We start from the raw sequence: 21,506 nt of genomic DNA on the forward strand, positions 1-21,506 counted from the left end.
GGAGGGGTGCCCCACCGTCGTACCGCCTACGTACGTACCGCCTACGTACGTACCGCTCAGACGCCGATGTCGCGGCCGTCCTTGCGCCACACGGAGACGACCGACGGGCGGACGATCTTCCCGGCCCCGTCGGGCCACGCGCTCGCGGGCTTCTCGACGGACGCGCCGTCGACCTCGCCCGGGTGCTGCACGGAGACGAGCACGCGGCGGTCCTGGACCAGCGGTCCGCAGGTCTCGGCGCCGTTCGGCATGGTCAGGAACTGCTTGAGCTCGCCGCGCCGCTCCCCCTTGGTCGCCACGCCGAACAGGCCGTCGTGCGAGCCGAGTTGGTTGCCGTCCGTCGAGATCCACAGGTTGCCGTGCGGGTCGAAGGCGACGTTGTCGGGGCAGGAGATCGGGCTGACCTTGTCCTTCGGGAAGCCCGCGAAGTACGTGGCCGGGTCCTCCGGGTCGCCCGCGACGAGGAAGAGCGACCAGGCGAAGGTCGTCGACTCCGGGCGGCTGCGGCGCTCGGTCAGCTCCAGGATCTGCCCGTGCTTGTTGAGGTTGCGCGGGTTGGCCTCGTCGGCCGGGGCCTTGCCCGCCTTGCCGCGGTCGGAGTTGTTCGTGAGCGCGACGTAGACCTTGCCGGTGTGCGGGGACGGCTCGATGTCCTCGGGGCGGTCCATCTTCGTGGCGCCGACCTTGTCACCGGCCTGGCGCGTGAAGACGTACACCTCATCGGCGGTCATGCCCTCGACGTGCGAGACGGCGTGGCCCTTGGGGCCCGCGGTGGCGAGCGGGATCCACACGCCGCTGCCGTCGAACTCACCGTCGGCGGGGAGCTTGCCGGTGCCGTCGATGTCGGCGGCCGGGGAGTCACCGGTCAGCTTGGCGACGTACAGGGTGCCTTCGTCGAGAAGGGTGAGGTTGTGCGCGTGCGCGGCCCGCGACTTCCCCTTGGCGACGCGCTTGCTGCTGACGAACTTGTAGAAGTAGTCGAACTTCTCGTCGTCACCCATGTAGACCACGGGGCGGCCGTCGTGCGTCAGGCGGGGCTGCGCGGCCTCGTGCTTGAAGCGGCCCAGCGCGGTGCGCTTGCGCGGGGTGGAGTCGGGGTCGTACGGGTCGAGTTCGACGACCCAGCCGAAGCGGTTGGCCTCGTTGGGCTCCTTGGCGAGGTCGAAGCGGTCGTCGAACCGCTCCCACTTGCGCTCGGAGGCCGCGCCGATGACGCCGTAGCGCTTGAGGCGGGTGGCGGCGGTGGGCTCGGTGACCTTCTCCGCGTTGGCGAAGTACTGGTTGAAGTTCTCCTCGCCGTGCAGGGTCGTGCCCCACGGCGTGGTGCCACCGGCGCAGTTGTTGAGGGTGCCCAGGACGGTGGTGCCGCGCGGGTCGGCCTTCGTACGGACGTACTCGCTGCCCGCGGCGGGCCCGGTGAGCCGGAACTCGCTGGTGACGGTGAGGCGGCGATTGAGCTGATGCCGACTGACGGCGCTGAGCTTCCCGCTCTTCCGCTCCTCCTCGACGACCACGACGGAGAGGCCGTGCGCGGCCCAGGCGATCTCGACCTGCTCGCGGGTGGGCTTCGCGGCGTCGTACCCCTTGAACATCAAAATTTCGTCGGTGTACTCGTGATTGGCCACGAGGACCTGACGCCCGCGCTCGCGGTGCAGCGGCAGCAGGGAGAGGAAGTCGTTGTTGTAGCCGAACTGGCCCGCCTGCGCCTTCGCGGTCTGCTTGTCCGCGTCGAAGGCGGGGGCGCCGCGGAGGATGGGCTCGCCCCAGCGGATGACGACGTTCTGGGCGTAGCCGTCCGGGATGGTCACGGAGTCGGCGGTGTTGGGCGCGACGGGCGTGAAGCGGAGACCGCGCGCCCCCGTTTTGCCTTTGTTGCTCGTCGGGGCCGCGGGTTTCTGTACGGCGGCTGCCGCGTCCGGGGCGGCGGGGTCGGCGATGACGGCGCTGCCCGCGGCGGTGGCCACGGTCACGACCGCGGCGGCCCGCATCATGGAGCGGCGGCTGAGCGCTCCGGCTATGACGTCACCGACGTATTCGTTGTCGCTGGTGTTGGGCACCTCGTGGAAGCAGGCATCACCACAACGGAACCGGCAGGTCATGGCGGAACGGCCGCCGCTCCCCTGATGCGAGGTGATGATCGGCAGCAGCTTGCGCACGGTTCCTCCGTTGTGTGGCCTGGCTTGGGCGTGGCTTGATTCCGCCGTGACGCTAGGCGTGGAGGTCGGCAGGGCGACGGCCTGAGGGTGAACGGGAGGTGAACCGGGGGCGCACATAGGGCAGTTGGGGTGCGTGTGCGCGGTAAGAGTGATGTCCGGGGGGCGCTTGGGGGACGCTTGAGGGACGCTTGGGGGACGCTGGGGCGCCCCTCACGAAGATCACGTATTGCGACGGCTAACCTTACGTGTCCGCCCTGGCCAGGGGTTATCGGGAATCAACTCACGCGAAGGGGTGCACCCATGGGCATTCTGAGTGTCCTGCGGAACGCGTTCGGTCTTTCGTCACGCAAGGGGGACCGGGCTCCGGAGCCTGAGGCAGTGACCCCGGAGGCTCCGGAGGCCCCGGAGGCTTCCGCCTCCGTGAGGGTGCCGGCGCCCTCCCCCGAGCGGGTGCCTCCGGCGGCCGAACCGAAGGCAACGGTTCCGGCTCCGTCGTCCGAGCCTTCGCCTTCGGCGGTGGACGATCTCGTAGCGGCGGCGTTCGACAGGGACCGCGTGCCGCCGCAGGCGCAGGTTCCGGCGCCGGCGGCTGAGGCGGAACCCGCGCCCCCGGAGCCCGATGCAGCCGCAGCAGACGCCGCTGCATCGGAACCGTCAGTTGTGCCCACCCTTCCCCAAGCTCTCGGCTCCGCTCGAGCAGGGGAGACCCCAATCGCCCAGCGGGACGATTGCCCACAACAAGAGGCCCCCACCGCCCCTGCCCCGGCAGAGGAGCCCGCGGAGGAAGCCCCCGCCGACACCCCTGTCACGGTCGCCCCCGCAGCCGTGGCCGCCCCTGAAGCCGACCCGATCGACGACTCCCCCATCACCACGGTGACCCCACCCGAGCCCGAGGAAGCGCCTGCCCCTGAGGCCTCCCCCGAAGCCGAGCCGGAGGCCGCAGCCGCTCCCGCCGTAGCATCCCCCGAAGCCAAGGCCAAGGATGTCGCCGCCCCCGCCGCGACGGCCCCCGAACCCGAGCCGGAGGCCGCAGCCGCTCCCGCTGTGGGCAATCGTCCCGCTGGGCGGGACGGGTGGGCACAGCCCTCGACGCCGGGTGCCGATGAAGAGGCGCAGGCTCACGTGACCCCGGCGGAGCCCGCAGCCCCCGTGGCCGACGAGGCACCGGAGGTCACCGCTCCCCCGGCAGAGCCGGACCTGCCGGGTGCCGATGAAGCGGCGCAGGCTCACGTGACCCCGGCGGAGCCCGAAGCCCCCGTCGCCGACGAGGCACCGGCAGAGCCCACCGCCCTGCCCAGCGGCCTAGCGACCGCGCACAAGGCCGCCGCCGAAGCCCTGGAGAAGAGGGACCTCACGGGGGTCACCGCCCCCGTATACCTCGTACTGGACCGCTCCGGCAGCATGCGCTCGTACTACAAGGACGGCTCCGCCCAGAGCCTGGGCGAACAGGTCCTCGCCCTGGCGGCCCACACCACCCCCGAGGCAACCGTCCACGTCGTCTTCTTCTCGACCGAGATCGACGCGACCGGCACCCTCACCCTCCCCGAGCACGAGGGCCGTATCGACGAGCTGCACGCGGCAGCGGGCCGCATGGGCCGCACCAGCTACCACGCCGCGATCGAAGAGGTCGTGTCGCACTACGAGAAGTCGGAGCACAAGGGCAGCCCCGCCCTCGTCGTCTTCCAGACGGACGGCCCCCCGGACGCGAAGGGCCCCGCCAACCAGGCCCTCGCGGACGCGGCCAAGCACCCCCTCTTCTTCCAGTTCGTCGCGTTCGGCGAGCACGAGGCGAAGGGCTTCGACTACCTCCGCAAGCTGAAGGCGGACAACGCCGCCTTCTTCCACGCGGGCCCCACCCCCCGCGAGCTCACGGACGCGGAGCTGTACGAGGGCCTGCTGGCGGCCTGGCGCCCGTAACCCCCACGGGGTGGGCCCTACGGGGTCCACCCCCTGGAATCGAGGTGAATCGCGCCCGCCATGGCCGTTAGGATTTCGACCATGGCGGCCACTGGATCCGAGAAGCAGGGGACGAGCGAAGGCGCAAAGGCGTTCTACGTATCGACCCCCATTTACTACGTCAACGACGCTCCTCACCTGGGCCACGCCTACACGACCGTTGCAGGGGACGTGCTCACGCGCTGGCACCGTCAGCGCGGCGAGAAGGTGTGGTACCTCACCGGCACGGACGAGCACGGTCAGAAGATCATGCGCACTGCCGAGGCGAACAACGTCACGCCCCAGGCGTGGTGCGACAAGCTCGTGGACGAGGCCTGGCGGCCTCTCTGGGAGCACCTGAACATCGGACACGACGACTTCATCCGTACGACGGAGAAGCGCCACACGGACCGCGTGCAGGAGTTCGTCCAGGATCTCCACGACAAGGGTGAGATCTACAAGGGCGGCTACGAAGGCCCGTACTGCGTGGGCTGCGAGGAGTACAAACTCCCCGGCGACCTGATCGACGGCGAGGCCGGCGGCGAGTTCGAGGGCCAGAAGCTCTGCCCCATCCACAAGAAGCCGGTGGAGCTCCTCAAGGAGGAGAACTACTTCTTCAAGCTGAGCGAGTACGGCCCCAAGCTCCTCGCCCACTACGAGGCGAACCCCGACTTCATCCAGCCCGAGTCGGCGCGCAACGAAGTCGTGAACTTCGTCAAGCAGGGCTTGCAGGACCTCTCCATCTCCCGCTCGACGTTCGACTGGGGCGTCAAGGTCCCGTGGGACGACAAGCACGTCATCTACGTGTGGATCGACGCCCTCCTGAACTACGCGACCGCCGTCGGGTACGGAGCGGACGAGGCGAAGTTCAAGTCAACTTTCCCGGCCGACGTGCACCTGGTCGGCAAGGACATCCTCCGCTTCCACGCGGTCATCTGGCCCGCGATGCTGATGGCGCAGGGTCTGCCGCTGCCGGGCCGCATCGCGGCGAACGGCTGGCTGATGGTCGGCGGCGAGAAGATGTCGAAGTCGAACCTGACGGGCATCAAGCCGCAGGACCTCACGTCCCACTTCGGTGTGGACGCGTACCGCTGGTACTTCCTTCGCGCCATCGCGTTCGGCCAGGACGGCTCGTTCTCGTGGGAGGACTTCTCCGCCCGTTACACGAGCGAACTCGCGAACGACTACGGAAACCTCGCCTCGCGCGTGGCCGCGATGGTCGGCAAGTACTTCGGCGGCGCGCTGCCCGAGGCGACGGCGTCCGGCGCTGCCGAGCAGGCCGTCCAGGAAGGTCTCGCCAAGGCGGTCGCCGCGGCGGACCTGAAGATCGGCGAGGAGCTCGACTTCCAGGCCGGCATCCTGGCGGTCTTCGCCTTCGTCAAGCAGGTCAACGGCTACATCACGGAGCAGGAGCCGTGGAAGGTCGCCAAGGACGAGTCGCCCGAGGGCAAGGCCCGCCTCGCGACGATCCTCTACACGGCGGCGGACTCGCTGCGCGCGGTGGCCGTCCTGCTGAACTCGATCATGCCGGACACCTCGCAGAAGCTGTGGGACTCGCTCGGCGCCGAGGCCTCGCTGGGCGCGCTCGCCGAGCAGAGGGTTCAGGACGCGGGCACGTGGGGGCAGCTGCCGGTGGGTGCCACGGTGACGAAGGGTGCGGTCCTGTTCCCGCGCCTGGAGGAGCCGAAGCAGTCGTAATCGGCTTCAACCGGTCACAACCGGTCGGGGCGCACCGTCCCGAACTGTCTTGAAGGGGCTCGCGATTCACGTCGCGGGCCCTTTCTTCTTGCCCAACTTGGCTGATTCATGCGGGTCAAATAGCGATACCGATCACATTCGACCAGAACTCACGCCGTCTTCACATCTTCATACGTACGCTTCACTGTATGACCACGACTCCCGGCACCCCCGACCGGCCGCGCTCCGCGGCCGAGGTGAACGAGGAGATTCGCGCGCTCTGGCTGCGTACGGGCGGGTATCTCCGCCCCGAGCAGCACCTCGAGTACGAGAAGCTCGTCGCCGAATGGGCCGAGGCGACGGCCGCGTCGGCCACGCATTCACCGGCGGTCTGAGCCGCCGACGTCGGCCACGTGCAACGTGTTTCAACAACCACGACAGGTTTCGCCCACCGCGGGCCTCTCACGAGCCGCGTGAACTACCGCCCCGCGGCGCCCGCTTCGACGTACCGCGCATCTACGTACCGCGGATCGACGTCGTACGACCCCACGAGCCGCGCCAGCTGACGCCCCACCGCCCGTAGCGGCTCCTCGCTGCGGGCGACCTGGGCGGTCACCTCGGCGCCCTCCAGGGCGCTGATCACGGTGGTCGCCAGCTCGCGCGCGTCCGTCGCGCCGAACCCGTAGCCGAGCAGCTTCTCCTCGACCAGAGCCTCCCAACTCGCCAGCGCGACCGCGCACACCCGCTGGATCTCCGAGTCCGTGCCCAGCGTCTCCAGGGCCGCGGCGGTGACGGGACAGCCATCCACCCAGCCCGACTCCCTCAAAGCCACGGCCAGTTCCCCCGCGCAGCTCTCGATCGCGGCACCGGGTTCGTCGGCCGCGGCCAGCGCCTCCCGCAACATCACGGCGAACTCCTCCCCGCTATGGGTGATCGCGGCCACCGCGACGGCTTCCTTCCCACCAGGGAAGAAGTGATAGACGGAGCCGAGCGTGGCCTCCGCGTCCTTCGCGATCTGCTTGATGCCGGTGCCGACATACCCCTGACGCTGCAGCAGCCGCGCGGCGGCGATGACGATGCGGTCGCGGGTCCCGGTCGAGGCGCCGGAGGTCGGGGCGGAGGTCTGAGCCATGCACCCCACCCTACCGCGCCACTAATTAGAGCGTTCGTTCCAGAGGCATGCTACGTTCACCCCACGCCCTAAATAGAGCGCTCGTTCTAGCCCGAAGGACTCCACATGCCCACGACCCCCACCCCCACCCCTCTCACCCTCATCGGCCTCGGCCCCATGGGCCACGCGATGGCGACGGCCCTGCTCGCCAGGGGCCACCAGGTCACCCTCTGGAACCGCACGGCGTCCCGCGCGGACGACCTGGTCGCGAGGGGCGCGATTCTCGCCACCACGCCCGAGGAGGCCATCGCCGCCAACGAGTTGGTGATCCTGAGCCTCACGGACTACGACGCGATGTACGCCGTCCTGGAACCGGCGGCGACCGCACTGACGGGCAAGGTGATCGTCAACCTCAGCTCGGACACCCCGAAGAAGGCCCGCGAGGCGGCGGCCTGGGCGGCAGGACACGGCGCCACCCACCTCACCGGAGGCGTACTGGCCCCTCCCCACGGCATCGGCAAGCCGGAGTCCTCGACGTTCTACAGCGGCCCGCGCGAGGCGTACGACAAGCACCGCGCGACGCTCGAGGTCCTGACGGGTGAGACCGACTACCGGGGAGAGGACGCGGGCCTGGCGGCGCTGATGTACCAACTCAACATGGTCATCTTCTGGACGAGCGTCTCCAGCTACTGGTACGCGGTCGCCCTGGCGAAGGCCAACGGCCTCTCGGCGACGGACATCCTCCCGTACGCCTCACAGAACATGACCGAAATGCCGGAGTTCCTGTCCTTCTACGCGTCCCGCATAGACGCGGGCAACCACGAGGGAGACGTGGACCGCCTGGCCATGGGCCTGGCCAGCATGCGGCACGTGGTGGACACCCACACCGACTCGGGCGTGGACGCGGCACTGCCGTCGGCGGTGGCGGACCTGTTCCGACGCGGAATGGACGCGGGCCACGCGGCGGACAGCTTCTCCAGCATCGTGGACCTGCTGGGCGCGACACCCTCTTGAACCGGAAGACGGGATGACTCGCGTTCGAGACCAACTACCTCCCCGTCGAACATGCGGAAATCTACCCTGGCGGGAGTAGACATTGATGGCTGGTCTGGTTATGGTTTCTCTCGTAGCCGAGATCGAGCAGGGCCCGGCAGAGAAGAACTGCCGAGCAGCAGGACGGTGCGGTGGTGGAGTTTCGAAGCCAAGGCAGTGCAGGACGGCGACGGGACTGACGACCGGACCGGGAGGCCCGCAGTAATCAGGGGCCGCCACCAACAGCAGTACGCAGTCCCGCAAGTAGGCAGTTGATCCAAGAGGGAAGAAACGGAGGGGTTGAGCGCCATCAGGATCGCCCGGGCGGAAGCGATGAGCCCGGGTACCGCAGGACATCGATAGTGAGGTGGTCTCCGGTCAAGCAACCGCGATCCCCGCAATCCCGACGACTTCCAGGTCGGGCCAGCGGAAACAGAAGGCCGGCGCGACATCAAGGCCGGCAGATGGTGTAGCAGTTCCTTCGGGGCCCGGGTGCAACACAGCACCCGGGCCCCTCCATGTGTGCCCCGGCCTTTGACATGCAGGCAAATGCCTGCATGATGGGAGGGTGAGCAAGAGCGCATCTCCGCCCCCGCCCCCGAGTCAGAGTCCGGTGGACAAGGTCTTCAAGGCTCTGGCCGATCCGACCCGCCGCTACCTCCTGGACCAGCTGCACGCCCACAACGGCCAGACGCTGGGCGAGCTGGCCGAACGCGTGGCGATGACACGCCAGTCGGCGACCCAGCACCTGGGCCTCCTGGAGGACGCGAACCTGGTCAGCACGGTGCGGCGAGGGCGCGAAAAGCTCCACTACCTGAATCCCGTGCCCCTGCACGAGATCCAGGAACGATGGATCGACAAGTTCGAGGACCCACGTCTACGAGCCCTCAGCACCCTGAAACAACAGGCGGAGGCCGCCATGACCACCCACCAAACCAAGCCGACGTACGTCTACGTCACCTACATCGAGAGCACCTCGGAGAAGGTCTGGCACGCCCTGACCGACGCGGACCTGACGGCCGCGTACTGGGGCCACGCCAACATCTCCGACTGGCAGCAGGGCTCCACCTGGGAGCACCGCCGCACGGACGGCTCGGGCATCGCCGACGTGGTGGGAAAGGTGGTCGAGAGCAAGCCGCCCACCCGCCTGGTGACGACGTGGGGGTACCCGACCGCCTCCCCCGACGCCCCCGCCGACCCCTCCCAGGTGACATTCGACATCGAGCCGTACGGCGGAATCGTGCGCCTCACGGTGACGCACGAGAACCTGGCGAGCGAGAAGGAGAGGGAAGACGTGGGCTCGGGCTGGCCGGCGGTCCTCTCCAACCTCAAGTCCCTCCTGGAGACAGGCTCTCCCCTCCCGGAACAACCGTGGCTGGTCCCGGGCGCCTAGGGAGGCGCATCCCACCAAAAGAGGGGCGCACGCACCACACAACGCGCCTTCTCGCAATTAGGTGCCGGACCCCCACCCGATCCCAGACCACCACCCACCACCCACCACCCGCGAGCCGCGAGCCGCTTGACGAAACCGGGCCCCCTCCCCGGACCGTTCGCGGACCGGGCGCCCACCTCCTCCCCGTGACGCCCACGCCGGAAGAACCAGTCCGCAGTCGGCAAGACGGCCCAGCAACCCGACGGGAGTGGTCGAGAGTCCCGCCCCTCGGGCCGTCCGGTCGTCTTCCCTCGCGCGGTGGAGGGACGGGTGTCAAGGGTGGAGCGCAGCGCAATCGGCGCAGCCGACGCGACGCAGGAGCGCCCTTTACACCCGGCCCGGAACCGCCAACCTCGGGACAACCGGGCGGCCCCGGTACAGAGCAAAGCCCCCGGCCCAGCTAGGACGTCCCGTCGTGGGTCTCATCAGGGTCCACGCCCATCGTGAGCGAGCCGACCACACCCTTCTCGATCCGCCCCTTGCGATACGTCAGCTTCAGCAGGCCATCCTGGGTGCCGCCACCGCCGTAGATCGTGTCCTCGTCCAGCGTCGTGCGCTCCGTCGTACTCGTGGAGTACGGGCTCACCTCAGCCGAGGCCAGCACCGCCGCCTCCGCGAAGAAGAACTGCCCCGTGTGACAGGCGTGACCGCCCTCGTATCCGGCGTCCGTCAGCTTGCCGTCCACGTGGACCTTGGTGTGGATGTGCACGGCACGGCCCTGGTACCAGCCGGGGAAGACGGTGCGGAACTCCACGTAGCCGTGCTTGTCCGTGAGCTGCGTACCCCGCAGGTATCGCTCGTCGTCGGTCGGCTCCTGGTGGCCGCCGCCACCGCCGGGTCCGCCGGTGGGCGGGGCCCCGGTGGGGGTTCCGGTCGGGGCGCCCGTCGGCGGGGTGCCGCCCCCGCCCCCGCCGCTCATCGACTCGTACCCCGAGTAGATCCCCAGCGCGTCGCAGTGCCAGATGTCCACCGCCGCCCGCCCCACCGGCTTGCACGTGTCGGAGTCGATCACCTTGAGGCGCAGGGTGAAGGGGATGCCCTCCCTGTCCTCCGTGATGTCCTTGCGGATCTTGTCCGCGTCGATGTAGTACGGCCCCTCGGTCGTCTCACCGGTCAGGCGGTAACAGGGCTCGGCAGACGCCGCGTCAGCCCCCGAAGCACCCGTTCCCTCCGCGCTCGCGCTCGCCGCCATCGCGCCACCCACGCCCACCGCCGCCGCCATCGCGGCGCCCGTCGCGAGCACCACCTTCCGGCGCGTCAAGTCCCGCTTGTGCACCGGGCCTTGCGGCTTCCCCGACTGCGTACCGCTCATCTCTGTCATGCCCCGGACGCTAGGCACCCCACCTGTCAGGACCATGTGCCTCGCCTATGACCACGCACAGCAAGCACAGCAAGAAGGGCCCGGAACCATCCGGTCCCGGGCCCAACTCGTCAGCCACAGAAGCTGCCGAAGCGACGAAGCTACTTGTCCGCGTCACCCTTGCCGGAGGCAACCGGCTTGCGCAGCTGAATGTTCAGCTCCCGCAGACGGGACTCCTCCAGCTCGGAGGGCGCACCCATCATCAGGTCCTGCGCGTTGCCGTTCAGCGGGAACGCGATCGTCTCGCGGATGTTCGGCTCGTCCGCGAGCAGCATGACGATGCGGTCGACGCCGGGCGCGATGCCACCGTGCGGCGGGGCGCCGAGGCGGAAGGCGCGGAGCATGCCCGCGAACTCCTGCTCCACGGTCTCGGCCGCGTAGCCCGCGATCTCGAAGGCCTTGAGCATGACCTCGGGCTCGTGGTTACGGATGGCGCCGGAGGACAGCTCGATGCCGTTGCAGACGATGTCGTACTGCCAGGCGAGGATGTCGAGGGGGTCCTTCTCCTCCAGGTCCTTCATGCCGCCCTGGGGCATCGAGAAGGGGTTGTGGGAGAAGTCGATCTTCCCGGTGTCCTCGTCCTTCTCGTACATCGGGAAGTCGACGATCCAGCAGAAGCGGAAGACGCCCTCCTCGAAGTGGCCCGCCCGCTTGGCCGCCTCCACACGCACGGCCGACATGATCTTCGAGACCTCGTCGAACTCGCCCGCGCCGAAGAAGACCGCGTGGCCCGCGGCGAGGGAGAGGCGCTTGGTGAGCTCCTCGACGTTCGCCTCCGTCAGGAACTTCGCGATCGGGCCCGTCAGCGAGCCGTCCTCGGCCACGCGCACCCAGGCAAGACCCTTCGCGCCCTGCTCGACCGCGTAGTCACCGAGGCCGTCGAAGAACTTGCGGGACTGCGACGCCGTGTCCGGCACCGGCAGGGCCCGCACGTGCTTGCCTGCGAACGCCTTGAACTCCGAGTTCGCGAAGATGTCCGTGATGTCGGTCAGTTCGAGCTTCGCGCGCAGGTCCGGCTTGTCGTTGCCGTACTTCAGCATCGACTCGCGGAACGGGATGCGCGGGAAGGGGGACGTCACCTCACGGCCACCCCCGTACTCGGTGAAGATCTCCGTCATCAGCTTCTCGATGGGCTGGAAGACGTCTTCCTGCTCCACGAAGCTCATCTCGACGTCGAGCTGGTAGAACTCGCCCGGCGAGCGGTCGGCGCGCGCGTCCTCGTCGCGGAAGCACGGCGCGATCTGGAAGTAGCGGTCGAAGCCCGAGATCATCAGGAGCTGCTTGAACTGCTGGGGGGCCTGCGGCAGCGCGTAGAACTTGCCCGGGTTCAGGCGGGACGGCACGACGAAGTCGCGGGCGCCCTCGGGGGACGTCGCGGCCAGGATCGGCGTCGCCATCTCGTTGAAGCCGAGGGCCACCATCTTCGAGCGGATCGAGGCGATGACGGACGAGCGCAGCATGATGTTGCGGTGCATACGCTCGCGGCGCAGGTCCAGGAAGCGGTACTCCAGGCGGCGCTCTTCGTTCACGCCGTCGTCCGCGTTGACCGTGAAGGGCAGCGGGGCCGCGGTGCCGAGCACCTCGACCTCGGCGGCCTCGATCTCGACCTCGCCGGTGGGCAGCTCGGGGTTCACGTTCTCCGCGCCGCGCGAGACGACCTTGCCGTCGATGCGGACGACCGTCTCCTTGGAGAGCTTGTCGAGCGTCTCGGCGGCGGCCGTGCCGGGGCGGGCCACGAGCTGCGTGATCCCGTAGTGGTCGCGCAGATCGATGAAGAGGATGCCACCCAGGTCTCGGCGATTGTGCAGCCAGCCGCTCAGCCGGACGTCGGAGCCGACGTCAGAGGCGCGGAGCTCGCCGCAGGTGTGGGACCTGTACCGATGCATCTTCGTTCATCCAGTCTTCGCGAATAGGGGAGAGAGCAGACAGTGCCCCAAGGCTACCGTCCGGGCGATGATCGCTTTCCGGAATACTTCCCGGATCACCCCCGGCGGTGGCGGCTTGTCCGCGGATCTTCCTAAAGTGGGTCAATGCGCACCGACGATCCTTTGCAACAGGCGGGGGACGAACCCCTGCCTCCCGTACGGGACGTCCTCGCCGCCATCGCCACCGGCCTGTGGCGCTGGAACAACACGAGCGGAACGGTCACGCTCGACGCGGAGGCGGCCCGGCTCCTCGGTCTTACGCCGCGCGCCCAGACCCTGACCGAGGCGGGCGTGCGCTCCCGCTTCCACCCCGTCGACTGGAACGAGATCGACGGCATCGTCCAGCTGGCCGTCGCCGAGGGCACCCTCGCCGAGGCCCGCCTGCGGATCATGAACGACCAGGGGCGGGTGGTGCGCATCGTGCGCAGCCGCTCCAAGCCGGTCGTCGACGAGGCCACCCACGCGTACGAGCTCATCGGCACCCTCCAGGAGGTCACCGAGCCCCCGCCGGGCGCAGCCGCCCGCAGCCCGGTCACCGGCGACTGGCGGCGCTCCCGCGAGGCCTTCCTGCTCGACGCGGGGCGTGCGCTCGCCGAGGCGCGCTCGACCGAGGAGGTGCTGCGGGTCGCCAGCGGGCTCTCCATGCCGGGATTCTCGCCGGACGGGCTCGGTGTCTTCGGGGTCGAGGGCGACCGGCTGAAGATCATCGGGCATTACGGCCACCAGCCCGGCGACGACGTGCCCTTCTCGGCGATGCCCCTGGACACGGACTATCCGGCCGCCGAGGTGGTGCGCACGGGCCGCGCGGTGTATCTGTCGTCGCCCGAGGAGTACCACCGCCGCTACCCGGCCACCTGGCCGCTGGCCCAGCCCTTCGACCGGCAGTCGTGGGCGTTCTTGCCGCTGACCGTGGCGGGCCGCACGATGGGCGCCTGGCTGGCGGCCTTCGCCTACCCCGTGTCGTTCACGCCGGACGAGCGCTCCGTCCTGACGACGGTGGCCAGGATGCTGGCCCAGGCCCTGTCGCGGGCCGGGGTCGCCGAGTCGGAGCGGGAGCTGACGGAGGGCCTCCAGCGCTCGATGCTGCCGCTGCTCGGGCCCCGCATCCCGGGGATGACGGTGGCCGCGCGGTACGTGCCCACCGGGGGCGGGCTCCAGGTGGGCGGCGACTGGTACGACATGATCCCGCTGCCCAACGGCCGCATCGCCTTCGTCATCGGCGACGTACAGGGCCACGACGTGCGCGCGGCCGGCCTCATGGGGCAGCTGCGGATCGCCCTGCGCGCGTACGCGTCCGAGGGCCACCGCCCCGACGCCGTGCTCTCCCGGGCGACCCGCTTCCTGGCGGGGATCACGGACGGCATCACCGTCGGCTCGGACGGCGACCCGATGGGCGACCCCGCCGACCCGCGCTTCGCGACCTGCCTCTACGTGGAGGCCGACCCGGCCACCGGCGTCCTGGAGATCGCCCGCGCGGGCCACCCGGAGCCCGCGATACGGATGAGCGACGGAACGGTCCTGCTGCGCCCCACGGCGGGCGGCCTGCCGCTGGGCATCGACCCGGACGCGGACTACCCCACGACCCGCCTCGTCCTGGAGGCCGGCGAAACGATGCTGGTCTGCACCGACGGCCTCATCGAGACCGGCGGCCACGACCTGGACAGCGGCTGGAGCCGGATCCGCAAGATCCTGGAGGAGCACGGGGGCGACGGCGACGACGACGGCCTGGAAGAGCTCGCCGACACCCTCGTACAGGCCGTGCACGGGCCTTCCTCGCACCACACGACGGGCCCGCTGGTGGACCGCCGCGAGGACGACATAGCGGTCCTGCTGCTGCGCAGGGCCGGGCATCCCGCCCACCGCACGCCCGCCCGCCGCACCGTCCTGACGGTCGCGCAGGCCGAGCCGGAGCGGATCGCGGGGGCGCGGCGCCATGTGCGGGAGCTGCTGCACGACTGGGCGGTCGCCGATCAGGTCGACTCGGCGGTCCTGATGGTCTCCGAGATGATCACGAACGTACTCGTGCACACGGACGGCGACGCCCTCCTTGTCGCCGAGCTCATCGGGGAGCCGGGCTCGCGCCGGCTGCGGGCCGAGGTCTCGGACGGCAGCGACGACCTGCCGCACCGGCGCCACCCCGGTGAACTGGCCTCGTCCGGGCGGGGGTTGGTCCTGATGGAGCTGCTCGCCGACGAGTGGGGGGTGGACCCCAGGGGTGAGGGCAAGAGCATCTGGTTCGAGCTCTACGAGGGCGCCGCGGGGGCCTCCGACGGGCCCTTGGAGGCGTCCGAGGCGATCGCCCCCTCCGCATAGCGTTCCCGCAGCTCGGAGATGACCCCGAACGCCGCCGCCGTCACCGGTACGGCGAGGAGCATCCCCAGGATTCCCGCGACGGACGCCCCGGCGGCGATCGCCAGCATGACGACCGCCGGGTGCATCTGCACGGTCCGCGACTGGATGACGGGCTGGAGCACGTGCCCCTCCAGGACCTGCACCGCCAGGACCACGCCGAGGGCCCACAGCGCGATGAAGACCCCGCGGTCGGCGAGCGCGACAAGGACGGCGACGGCTCCGGAGATGAAGGCGCCGAGGTAGGGGATGTACGCGCCGATGAAGACGAGGGCCCCAAGGCCCCACGCCCCGGGCACCCGCAGGATCAGCAGGCCCGCGGTGATGCAGATGGCGTCGATGAGCGCGATGAACGTGGTCCCGCGCATGAAGCCCTCGACGGCCTCGAAGGCGCGCCGGCCCATCGCCTCGACGGTGTCGGCGGTGCCGCCCGGGGCCAGGGAGCGGATGGAGCCGATGGCCCGGTCGGAGTCGCGCAGGAAGAAGAAGACGAGCAGCAGCGCGAGGACGGCCATGGCGACCATCTCGCCGACGACGCTGAGCCCGCTGATCACTCCGGACGCGGCGGAGCCGCCGAACTTGCCGAAGATCTCCTTGGCGTTGGACGCCATGTCGTCCAGGGACGTCCCCGCGGCGCCGAAGTGCTTGGAGAGGTCGGTCGCGGCCTGCTTCAGGGAGGCGATGATCTGGTCGCCGGTGTCGATCAGGGCCTTGACGACGATGTAGAGCGCGCCGCCGACGACCGCGACGACGGCCGCACAAGTGAGCCCCGCGGCCAGCGACCGCTGCACCTTCATCTTGAGGAGCCATCGGTAGACGGGCCCCAGGAGCGCCGTGCCGAGCAGGGCGAGCAGCACCGGCGTGACGGCCGCCTTGAAGGTGATGAAGAGCCAGATCGCCACGGCGGCCACGCCGGCGACGAGCAGGAGGACGACGCACCAGGCGGCGGTACGCCGTGCGGGCTCGGGCAGAAGGGTTCTCACCTCTCCTACCCGAGCATGGGCCGTGAGGCCCCGCACGTTATGTACGGCTGGCTGCCCGAAATGTACGGCTGGCTGCCCGAGGACTACATGCCGTGGACGGCGGGGACCGTGCCGAGCAGGCCCTTCTGGAAGTCCTCGAACGCCTGCTGGAGCTCGGCCTGACTGTTCATCACGAACGGGCCGTAGTGCGCCATCGGCTCACGGATCGGCTGCCCGCCGAGCAGGACGACCTCCAGGTCGGGGGTGTGCCCGTCCTGCTTCTCGTCCGCGCGGACGGTCAGCGCGGAGCCCGCGCCGAAGACCGCCGTCTGGCCCATGTGCACCGGGCGGCGCTCGGCACCGACCGTGCCGCGCCCGGCGAGGACGTACGCCAGGCCGTTGAAGTCCTCGCGCCAGGGCAGCGTGACCTCGGCGCCGGGGCGCACGGTCGCGTGGATCATGGTGATCGGCGTGTGCGTGATGCCGGGTCCGTCGTGCCCGTCGAGCTCACCGGCGATGACGCGCAGCAGCGCGCCGCCGTCGGGCGTGGTCAGGAGCTGCACCTGGCCGCCGCGGATGTCCTGGTAGCGGGGGTCCATCATCTTGTCCCGCGCGGGCAGGTTCACCCAGAGCTGGAGGCCGTGGAAGAGGCCGCCGGACTGGACGAGGGACTCCGGCGGGGCCTCGATGTGCAGGAGGCCGGAGCCCGCGGTCATCCACTGGGTGTCGCCGTTCTGGATGGTGCCGCCGCCTCCGTTCGAGTCCTGGTGCACGAAGGTCCCGTCGATCAGGTACGTGACCGTCTCGAAGCCGCGGTGGGGGTGCCAGGGGGTGCCCTTGGGCTCCCCGGCTCCGTACTCCACCTCACCCATCTGGTCCATCATGATGAACGGGTCGAGGTGCTTGTAGTTGATCCCCGCGAACGCCCGGCGCACCGGGAAGCCCTCGCCCTCGAAACCGCTCGGAGCGGTCGTGACGGCGAGCACGGGGCGGGCCACGGCGTCGGCGGACGCGGCCACACGGGGCAGGGTCAGCGGGTTCTCGACGGTCACAGCGGGCATGTCGGTGCCTCCTTCTTCGTACGCTCACTTTAGTTGAACGTAGAACTTCTTGCCACCGGGAACGCGGGACGCCCGGAGGGAATTCCCTCCGGGCGTCCCGGTTGGCCGGAAACGGCCTGCGCCACAGCGGCGCCTAGCCGTACATCCGGCGCATCGCGAAGTCGACCATCTGCTCGACGGCCTTGGCGTCGAAGACCATGCGGTGCTCGCCCTCCATGTCGAGGACGAAGCCGTAACCGGTGGGCAGGAGGTCGATGACCTCGGCGCCGGTGATCACGAAGTACTTGGACTCCTTGCCCGCGTACCGGCGCAGCTCCTTGAGCGAGGTGAACATCGGGATCACGGGCTGCTGGGTGTTGTGCAGGGCGAGGAAGCCGGGGTTGTCGCCGCGCGGGCAGTAGACCTTGGAGGTCGCGAAGGCCTGCTGGAAGTCCTCGGCGGACATCGAACCCGTGGTGAAGGCGCGCACCGCGTCCGCCAGGGACGGGGGCGACGGCTCGGGGTAGAGCGGAGGCTGCTGCGCGTATCCCTGCGCGCCGCCCGGCATCTGCTGCGGCGGCGGCTGGGCCCCGGGCGGGGCATATTGCTGCTGGGCGCCTGGGCTCTGGTCGTAGCCGTACATGACCGCAAGAGTACTGAGCCCGCACGAGTACTGAGTCACAGATGACCTATTAGGGGTTGCTTCTTATTACTGGCGGGTAGCATCATCGTAGCTACTAGCTGGTACTTATCCCTTTCTGCTTACGGAGCCAGTCGCCATGGGGCACTACAAGTCGAATCTCCGCGACATCGAGTTCAACCTCTTCGAGGTGCTCGGACGCGACAAGCTGTACGGCACCGGCCCGTTCGCGGAGATGGACGTCGACACCGCCAAGAGCATCCTCGAAGAGCTGCGCCGCCTCGCCGAGAACGAGCTGGCCGAGTCCTTCGAGGACGCCGACCGCAACCCGCCGGTCTTCGACCCGGCCACCAACACCGCTCCCGTACCGGCGTCCTTCAAGAAGAGCTACCAGGCCTTCATGGACTCCGAGTACTGGCGTCTGGGCCTGCCCGAGGGCATCGGCGGCACGACCGCCCCCCGCTCCCTGATCTGGGGTTACGCGGAGCTGCTCCTCGGCGCCAACCCGGCCGTGTGGATGTACTCGTCCGGTCCCGCGTTCGCGGGCATCCTGCACGACGAGGGCAACGACGCGCAGAAGAAGGTCGCCGCGATCGCCGTCGAGAAGCAGTGGGGCTCGACGATGGTCCTGACCGAGCCGGACGCCGGTTCGGACGTCGGCGCGGGCCGCACCAAGGCGATCAAGCAGGAGGACGGCTCCTGGCACATCGAGGGCGTGAAGCGCTTCATCACGTCCGGTGAGCACGACATGTCGGAGAACATCCTCCACTACGTCCTCGCCCGCCCCGAGGGCCACGGCCCCGGCACCAAGGGCCTCTCGCTCTTCCTGGTCCCGAAGTTCGAGTTCGACTGGGAGACCGGCGAGCTCGGCGAGCGCAACGGCGTGTACGCGACGAACGTCGAGCACAAGATGGGCCTGAAGGCGTCCAACACGTGCGAGATGACGTTCGGCGACCAGCACCCCGCCAAGGGCTGGCTGATCGGCGACAAGCACGACGGCATCCGCCAGATGTTCATGATCATCGAGTTCGCCCGCATGATGGTCGGCACGAAGGCCATCGCGACGCTCTCGACGGGTTACCTGAACGCCCTGGAGTACGCCAAGGAGCGCGTGCAGGGCCCGGACCTCGCCCAGTTCATGGACAAGACGGCGCCCAAGGTCACCATCACGCACCACCCGGACGTACGCCGCTCGCTGATGACGCAGAAGGCGTACGCGGAGGGCATGCGCGCCCTGGTCCTGCACACCGCCGCGGTCCAGGACGACATCCAGGTGAAGGAGGCGGAGGGCGAGGACGCGTCGGCGCTGATCGCCCTGAACGACCTCCTGCTGCCCATCGTCAAGGGCTACGGCTCGGAGAAGTCCTACGAGCAGCTGGCGCAGTCGCTCCAGACGTTCGGTGGCTCGGGGTACCTCCAGGAGTACCCGATCGAGCAGTACATCCGGGACGCGAAGATCGACACCCTCTACGAGGGCACGACGGCCATCCAGGGCCAGGACTACTTCTTCCGGAAGATCGTCCGCAACCAGGGCGCCGCGCTGAACGGCCTCGCCGAGGAGATCAAGAAGTTCCTCGCGGTGGACACGGGCGGCGAGGAGCTGGCCGGGGCCCGCGAGGAGCTGGCCAAGGCCGCGGTCGACCTGGAGGCCATCGTCGGCGTCATGCTGACGGACCTCGCGGCCACGGAGTCGGACGTCAAGTCCATCTACAAGGTGGGCCTCAACACCACCCGCCTCCTGATGGTCTCCGGCGACGTCGTCGTCGGCTACCTCCTGCTGCGGGGCGCGGCGGTCGCCGCCGAGAAGCTGGCGACGGCTTCGGCCAAGGACAAGCCCTTCTACCAGGGCAAGATCGCCGCGGCCAAGTTCTTCGCCGCGAACGTCCTGCCGGGCGTCGCGGGCGAGCGGAAGCTGGCCGAGGGCGTGGCGCTGGACCTCATGGAGCTGGACGAGGCGGCGTTCTAGCCTTCGCGACACTTCAGGTGGCCCGCTCCCGGTCCGGGGGCGGGCCACTGTCGTATGACAGGCGGGGTGCGGTCGGCGCTACGGGGCAATCGGGTGGGTGGGCGGGAAAGATCCGCCGCGAAGCGGCGGTACAAGCTCTCCGGTTACGGGCAGTTCACGTACAGAACCTCCCAGAAAAGGCCCCCCGCGCCCCGTGGGATCCGCTAGCTAGGCTGGAAGCCATGAGCACACCTGCCCGCCCGTCTCCCGCCGCCACCCCTGCAAAGAGCGCTCCGCGCGCCCCTCTTGGCTTCGACCGCGGCCACTCCGACGACCTCCTGACCTTCCTGGCAGCAAGCCCCTCGCCGTACCACGCAGTGGCCAGCGCCGCGGAGCGGCTGGAGAAGGCCGGTTTCCGGCAGGTCGAGGAGACCGACGCCTGGGACGAGTCGACCGGCGGGAAGTACGTGCTGCGCGGCGGCGCGATCATCGCCTGGTACGTCCCCGAGAGCGCCTCCGCGCACACCCCGTACCGCGTCGTCGGCGCCCACACCGACTCCCCCAACCTCCGCGTCAAGCCGAAGCCGGACGCGGGCGGGCACGGCTGGCGGCAGGTCGCGGTCGAGATCTACGGCGGACCGCTGCTCAACTCCTGGCTCGACCGCGACCTCGGCCTCGCGGGCAGGCTCTCGCTGCGGGACGGCTCGACGCGCCTGGTCAACGTCGACCGGCCGCTGCTGCGGGTCCCGCAGCTGGCGATCCACATGGACCGCGGAGTGATCGCCGACGGCCTCAAGCTCGACAAGCAGAAGCACATGCAGCCCATCTGGGGGCTCGGCGACGACGTGCACGAGGGCGACCTCATCAGCTTCCTGGAGGAGGAGGCGGGGCTCGCCCCCGGCGACGTCACCGGCTGGGACCTGATGACGCACCCCGTCGAGGCGCCCTCCTACCTCGGCCGCGACCGCGACCTCATCGCGGGCCCGCGGATGGACAACCTGCTCTCCGTGCACGCGTGTACGGCGGCGCTCGCCGCCGTCGCCACGGCACAGGGCGCCGACTCCCTCCCGTACATCCCCGTGCTCGCCGCCTTCGACCACGAGGAGAACGGCTCGCAGTCCGACACGGGCGCGGACGGCCCGCTGCTGGGAGGCGTCCTGGAGCGGTCCGTGTTCGCGCGCGGCGGCACGTACGAGGACAAGGCCCGCGCCTTCGCCGGCACGGTCTGCCTCTCCTCCGACACGGGCCACGCCGTGCACCCCAACTACGCGGAGCGGCACGACCCGACGCACCACCCGCGCGCCAACGGCGGCCCGATCCTCAAGGTCAACGTCAACAACCGGTACGCGACGGACGGCTCGGGACGCGCCGTGTTCGCCGCCGCGTGCGAGAAGGCGGGCGTGCCCTTCCAGACCTTCGTGTCGAACAACGCGATGCCCTGCGGCACGACCATCGGGCCGATCACCGCGGCACGGCACGGCATCAAGACCGTCGACATCGGCGTCGCGATCCTCTCGATGCACAGCGTGCGCGAACTGTGCGGGGCGGACGACCCGCACCTGCTCGCCAACGCGTTGGTGGCGTTCCTCGAAGGCTGAGGGCAATCTCCGCTTCTCCGTGTGACCGCGGTGGCTCCGGGTACTCGGGTGCCAGCCACGACTTAGGGAGGCGGTCCACATGGGCCTGGGTGGATGCATAATCCTGATCGCCGCGGGCGCCATCCTCGCGTTCGCCACCGACTGGGAGATGGATGGCATCAATCTCACCGTCACCGGTCTGATCATGATGGCCGTGGGCGTGATCGGTGTCGCCGCGTTCACCAACGCACGCCGCAAGACGGTCGTGCCGCCGGGCGCCACGGTGATCAGGACGGACGACGACCACTGACACCACGGTCAAGCCTCACCAGGACGGGCCCGGCAGCCGCGAAGAGCGGCTGCTG

At 69.5% G+C, this 21,506-nt stretch carries 16 protein-coding genes; 9 read left to right on the plus strand and 7 right to left on the minus strand.

Annotated elements, in window-relative coordinates; translation table 11 throughout:
• Positions 1-56 precede the first annotated feature (56 nt).
• Positions 57-2,156, minus strand: a complete 2,100-nt coding sequence (locus ACFUPX_RS41345) for a PhoX family protein (RefSeq protein ID WP_383334393.1) — start codon at positions 2,154-2,156, stop codon at positions 57-59.
• An 825-nt stretch (positions 2,157-2,981) separates the two neighbouring features.
• Between ACFUPX_RS41345 and ACFUPX_RS41350 the strand changes: the two genes are divergently transcribed.
• The 3 genes from ACFUPX_RS41350 to ACFUPX_RS41360 all read left to right on the plus strand — a co-directional run bounded on the left by ACFUPX_RS41350 (position 2,982) and on the right by ACFUPX_RS41360 (position 6,163).
• Positions 2,982-4,073, plus strand: a complete 1,092-nt coding sequence (locus ACFUPX_RS41350; protein ID WP_383334395.1) for a VWA domain-containing protein — start codon at positions 2,982-2,984, stop codon at positions 4,071-4,073.
• 81 nt (positions 4,074-4,154) lie between these two features.
• A complete protein-coding gene (gene metG / locus ACFUPX_RS41355; protein WP_383334397.1) occupies positions 4,155-5,789 on the plus strand; it encodes a methionine--tRNA ligase in 1,635 nt (544 codons plus the stop codon).
• Between the two features lie 188 nt (positions 5,790-5,977).
• Positions 5,978-6,163 (plus strand): hypothetical protein, encoded by a 186-nt coding sequence (locus ACFUPX_RS41360; protein ID WP_383334399.1) that lies wholly within the window; start codon positions 5,978-5,980, stop codon positions 6,161-6,163.
• 83 nt (positions 6,164-6,246) lie between these two features.
• On the opposite strand, the gene ACFUPX_RS41365 is transcribed toward ACFUPX_RS41360, so the two are convergent.
• Complete coding sequence (locus tag ACFUPX_RS41365; protein WP_383334401.1) at positions 6,247-6,900, minus strand: TetR/AcrR family transcriptional regulator; 654 nt, start codon at positions 6,898-6,900, stop codon at positions 6,247-6,249.
• Positions 6,901-7,005: 105 nt separating this feature from the next.
• Between ACFUPX_RS41365 and ACFUPX_RS41370 the strand changes: the two genes are divergently transcribed.
• Both ACFUPX_RS41370 and ACFUPX_RS41375 read left to right on the plus strand, forming a co-directional pair.
• Positions 7,006-7,893 carry an NAD(P)-dependent oxidoreductase gene (locus ACFUPX_RS41370; protein ID WP_383334402.1) on the plus strand — a complete coding sequence of 296 codons (888 nt, stop codon included), beginning with the start codon at positions 7,006-7,008 and terminating at the stop codon, positions 7,891-7,893.
• 631 nt (positions 7,894-8,524) lie between these two features.
• Positions 8,525-9,304: an ArsR/SmtB family transcription factor gene (locus tag ACFUPX_RS41375; RefSeq protein ID WP_383334418.1), complete on the plus strand. Its 780-nt coding sequence runs from the start codon at positions 8,525-8,527 to the stop codon at positions 9,302-9,304.
• A gap of 439 nt (positions 9,305-9,743) precedes the next feature.
• On the opposite strand, the gene ACFUPX_RS41380 is transcribed toward ACFUPX_RS41375, so the two are convergent.
• Together ACFUPX_RS41380 and aspS are read right to left on the minus strand one after the other, a co-directional pair.
• Positions 9,744-10,655 (minus strand): intradiol ring-cleavage dioxygenase, encoded by a 912-nt coding sequence (locus ACFUPX_RS41380; protein WP_383334419.1) that lies wholly within the window; start codon positions 10,653-10,655, stop codon positions 9,744-9,746.
• A 149-nt stretch (positions 10,656-10,804) separates the two neighbouring features.
• Positions 10,805-12,589 (minus strand): aspartate--tRNA ligase, encoded by a 1,785-nt coding sequence (aspS, locus tag ACFUPX_RS41385; protein ID WP_383334404.1) that lies wholly within the window; start codon positions 12,587-12,589, stop codon positions 10,805-10,807.
• A 144-nt stretch (positions 12,590-12,733) separates the two neighbouring features.
• On the opposite strand from aspS, the gene ACFUPX_RS41390 reads away from it, so the two are divergent.
• Complete coding sequence (locus ACFUPX_RS41390) at positions 12,734-14,941, plus strand: SpoIIE family protein phosphatase (RefSeq protein WP_383334406.1); 2,208 nt, start codon at positions 12,734-12,736, stop codon at positions 14,939-14,941.
• Here the strand turns inward: ACFUPX_RS41390 and ACFUPX_RS41395 are convergent.
• The 3 genes from ACFUPX_RS41395 to ACFUPX_RS41405 all read right to left on the minus strand — a co-directional run bounded on the left by ACFUPX_RS41395 (position 14,872) and on the right by ACFUPX_RS41405 (position 17,622).
• Positions 14,872-15,960, minus strand: a complete 1,089-nt coding sequence (locus ACFUPX_RS41395; RefSeq protein WP_383334408.1) for an AI-2E family transporter — start codon at positions 15,958-15,960, stop codon at positions 14,872-14,874. The two genes, ACFUPX_RS41390 and ACFUPX_RS41395, sit on opposite strands and share 70 nt — an antisense overlap.
• 83 nt (positions 15,961-16,043) lie before the next feature.
• The gene (locus ACFUPX_RS41400; protein ID WP_383334410.1) at positions 16,044-17,000 is read right to left on the minus strand and encodes a pirin family protein; all 957 of its coding nucleotides are present in this window, start codon (positions 16,998-17,000) and stop codon (positions 16,044-16,046) included.
• Positions 17,001-17,133: 133 nt separating this feature from the next.
• Positions 17,134-17,622, minus strand: coding sequence for an SseB family protein (locus ACFUPX_RS41405; protein WP_363210398.1), 489 nt, complete (start codon positions 17,620-17,622; stop codon positions 17,134-17,136).
• A gap of 136 nt (positions 17,623-17,758) precedes the next feature.
• On the opposite strand from ACFUPX_RS41405, the gene ACFUPX_RS41410 reads away from it, so the two are divergent.
• From ACFUPX_RS41410 to ACFUPX_RS41420, 3 genes are all read left to right on the plus strand, one after another.
• Positions 17,759-19,585 carry an acyl-CoA dehydrogenase gene (locus ACFUPX_RS41410; protein WP_383334412.1) on the plus strand — a complete coding sequence of 609 codons (1,827 nt, stop codon included), beginning with the start codon at positions 17,759-17,761 and terminating at the stop codon, positions 19,583-19,585.
• Positions 19,586-19,806: 221 nt separating this feature from the next.
• Positions 19,807-21,162: a M18 family aminopeptidase gene (locus ACFUPX_RS41415; RefSeq protein WP_383334414.1), complete on the plus strand. Its 1,356-nt coding sequence runs from the start codon at positions 19,807-19,809 to the stop codon at positions 21,160-21,162.
• A gap of 79 nt (positions 21,163-21,241) precedes the next feature.
• Positions 21,242-21,451 carry a DUF6458 family protein gene (locus ACFUPX_RS41420; RefSeq protein WP_383334416.1) on the plus strand — a complete coding sequence of 70 codons (210 nt, stop codon included), beginning with the start codon at positions 21,242-21,244 and terminating at the stop codon, positions 21,449-21,451.
• Positions 21,452-21,506 lie beyond the last annotated feature (55 nt).

The sequence above is a fragment of the Streptomyces sp. NPDC057302 genome, assembly GCF_042667685.1.
Lineage (GTDB): Bacteria > Actinomycetota > Actinomycetes > Streptomycetales > Streptomycetaceae > Streptomyces.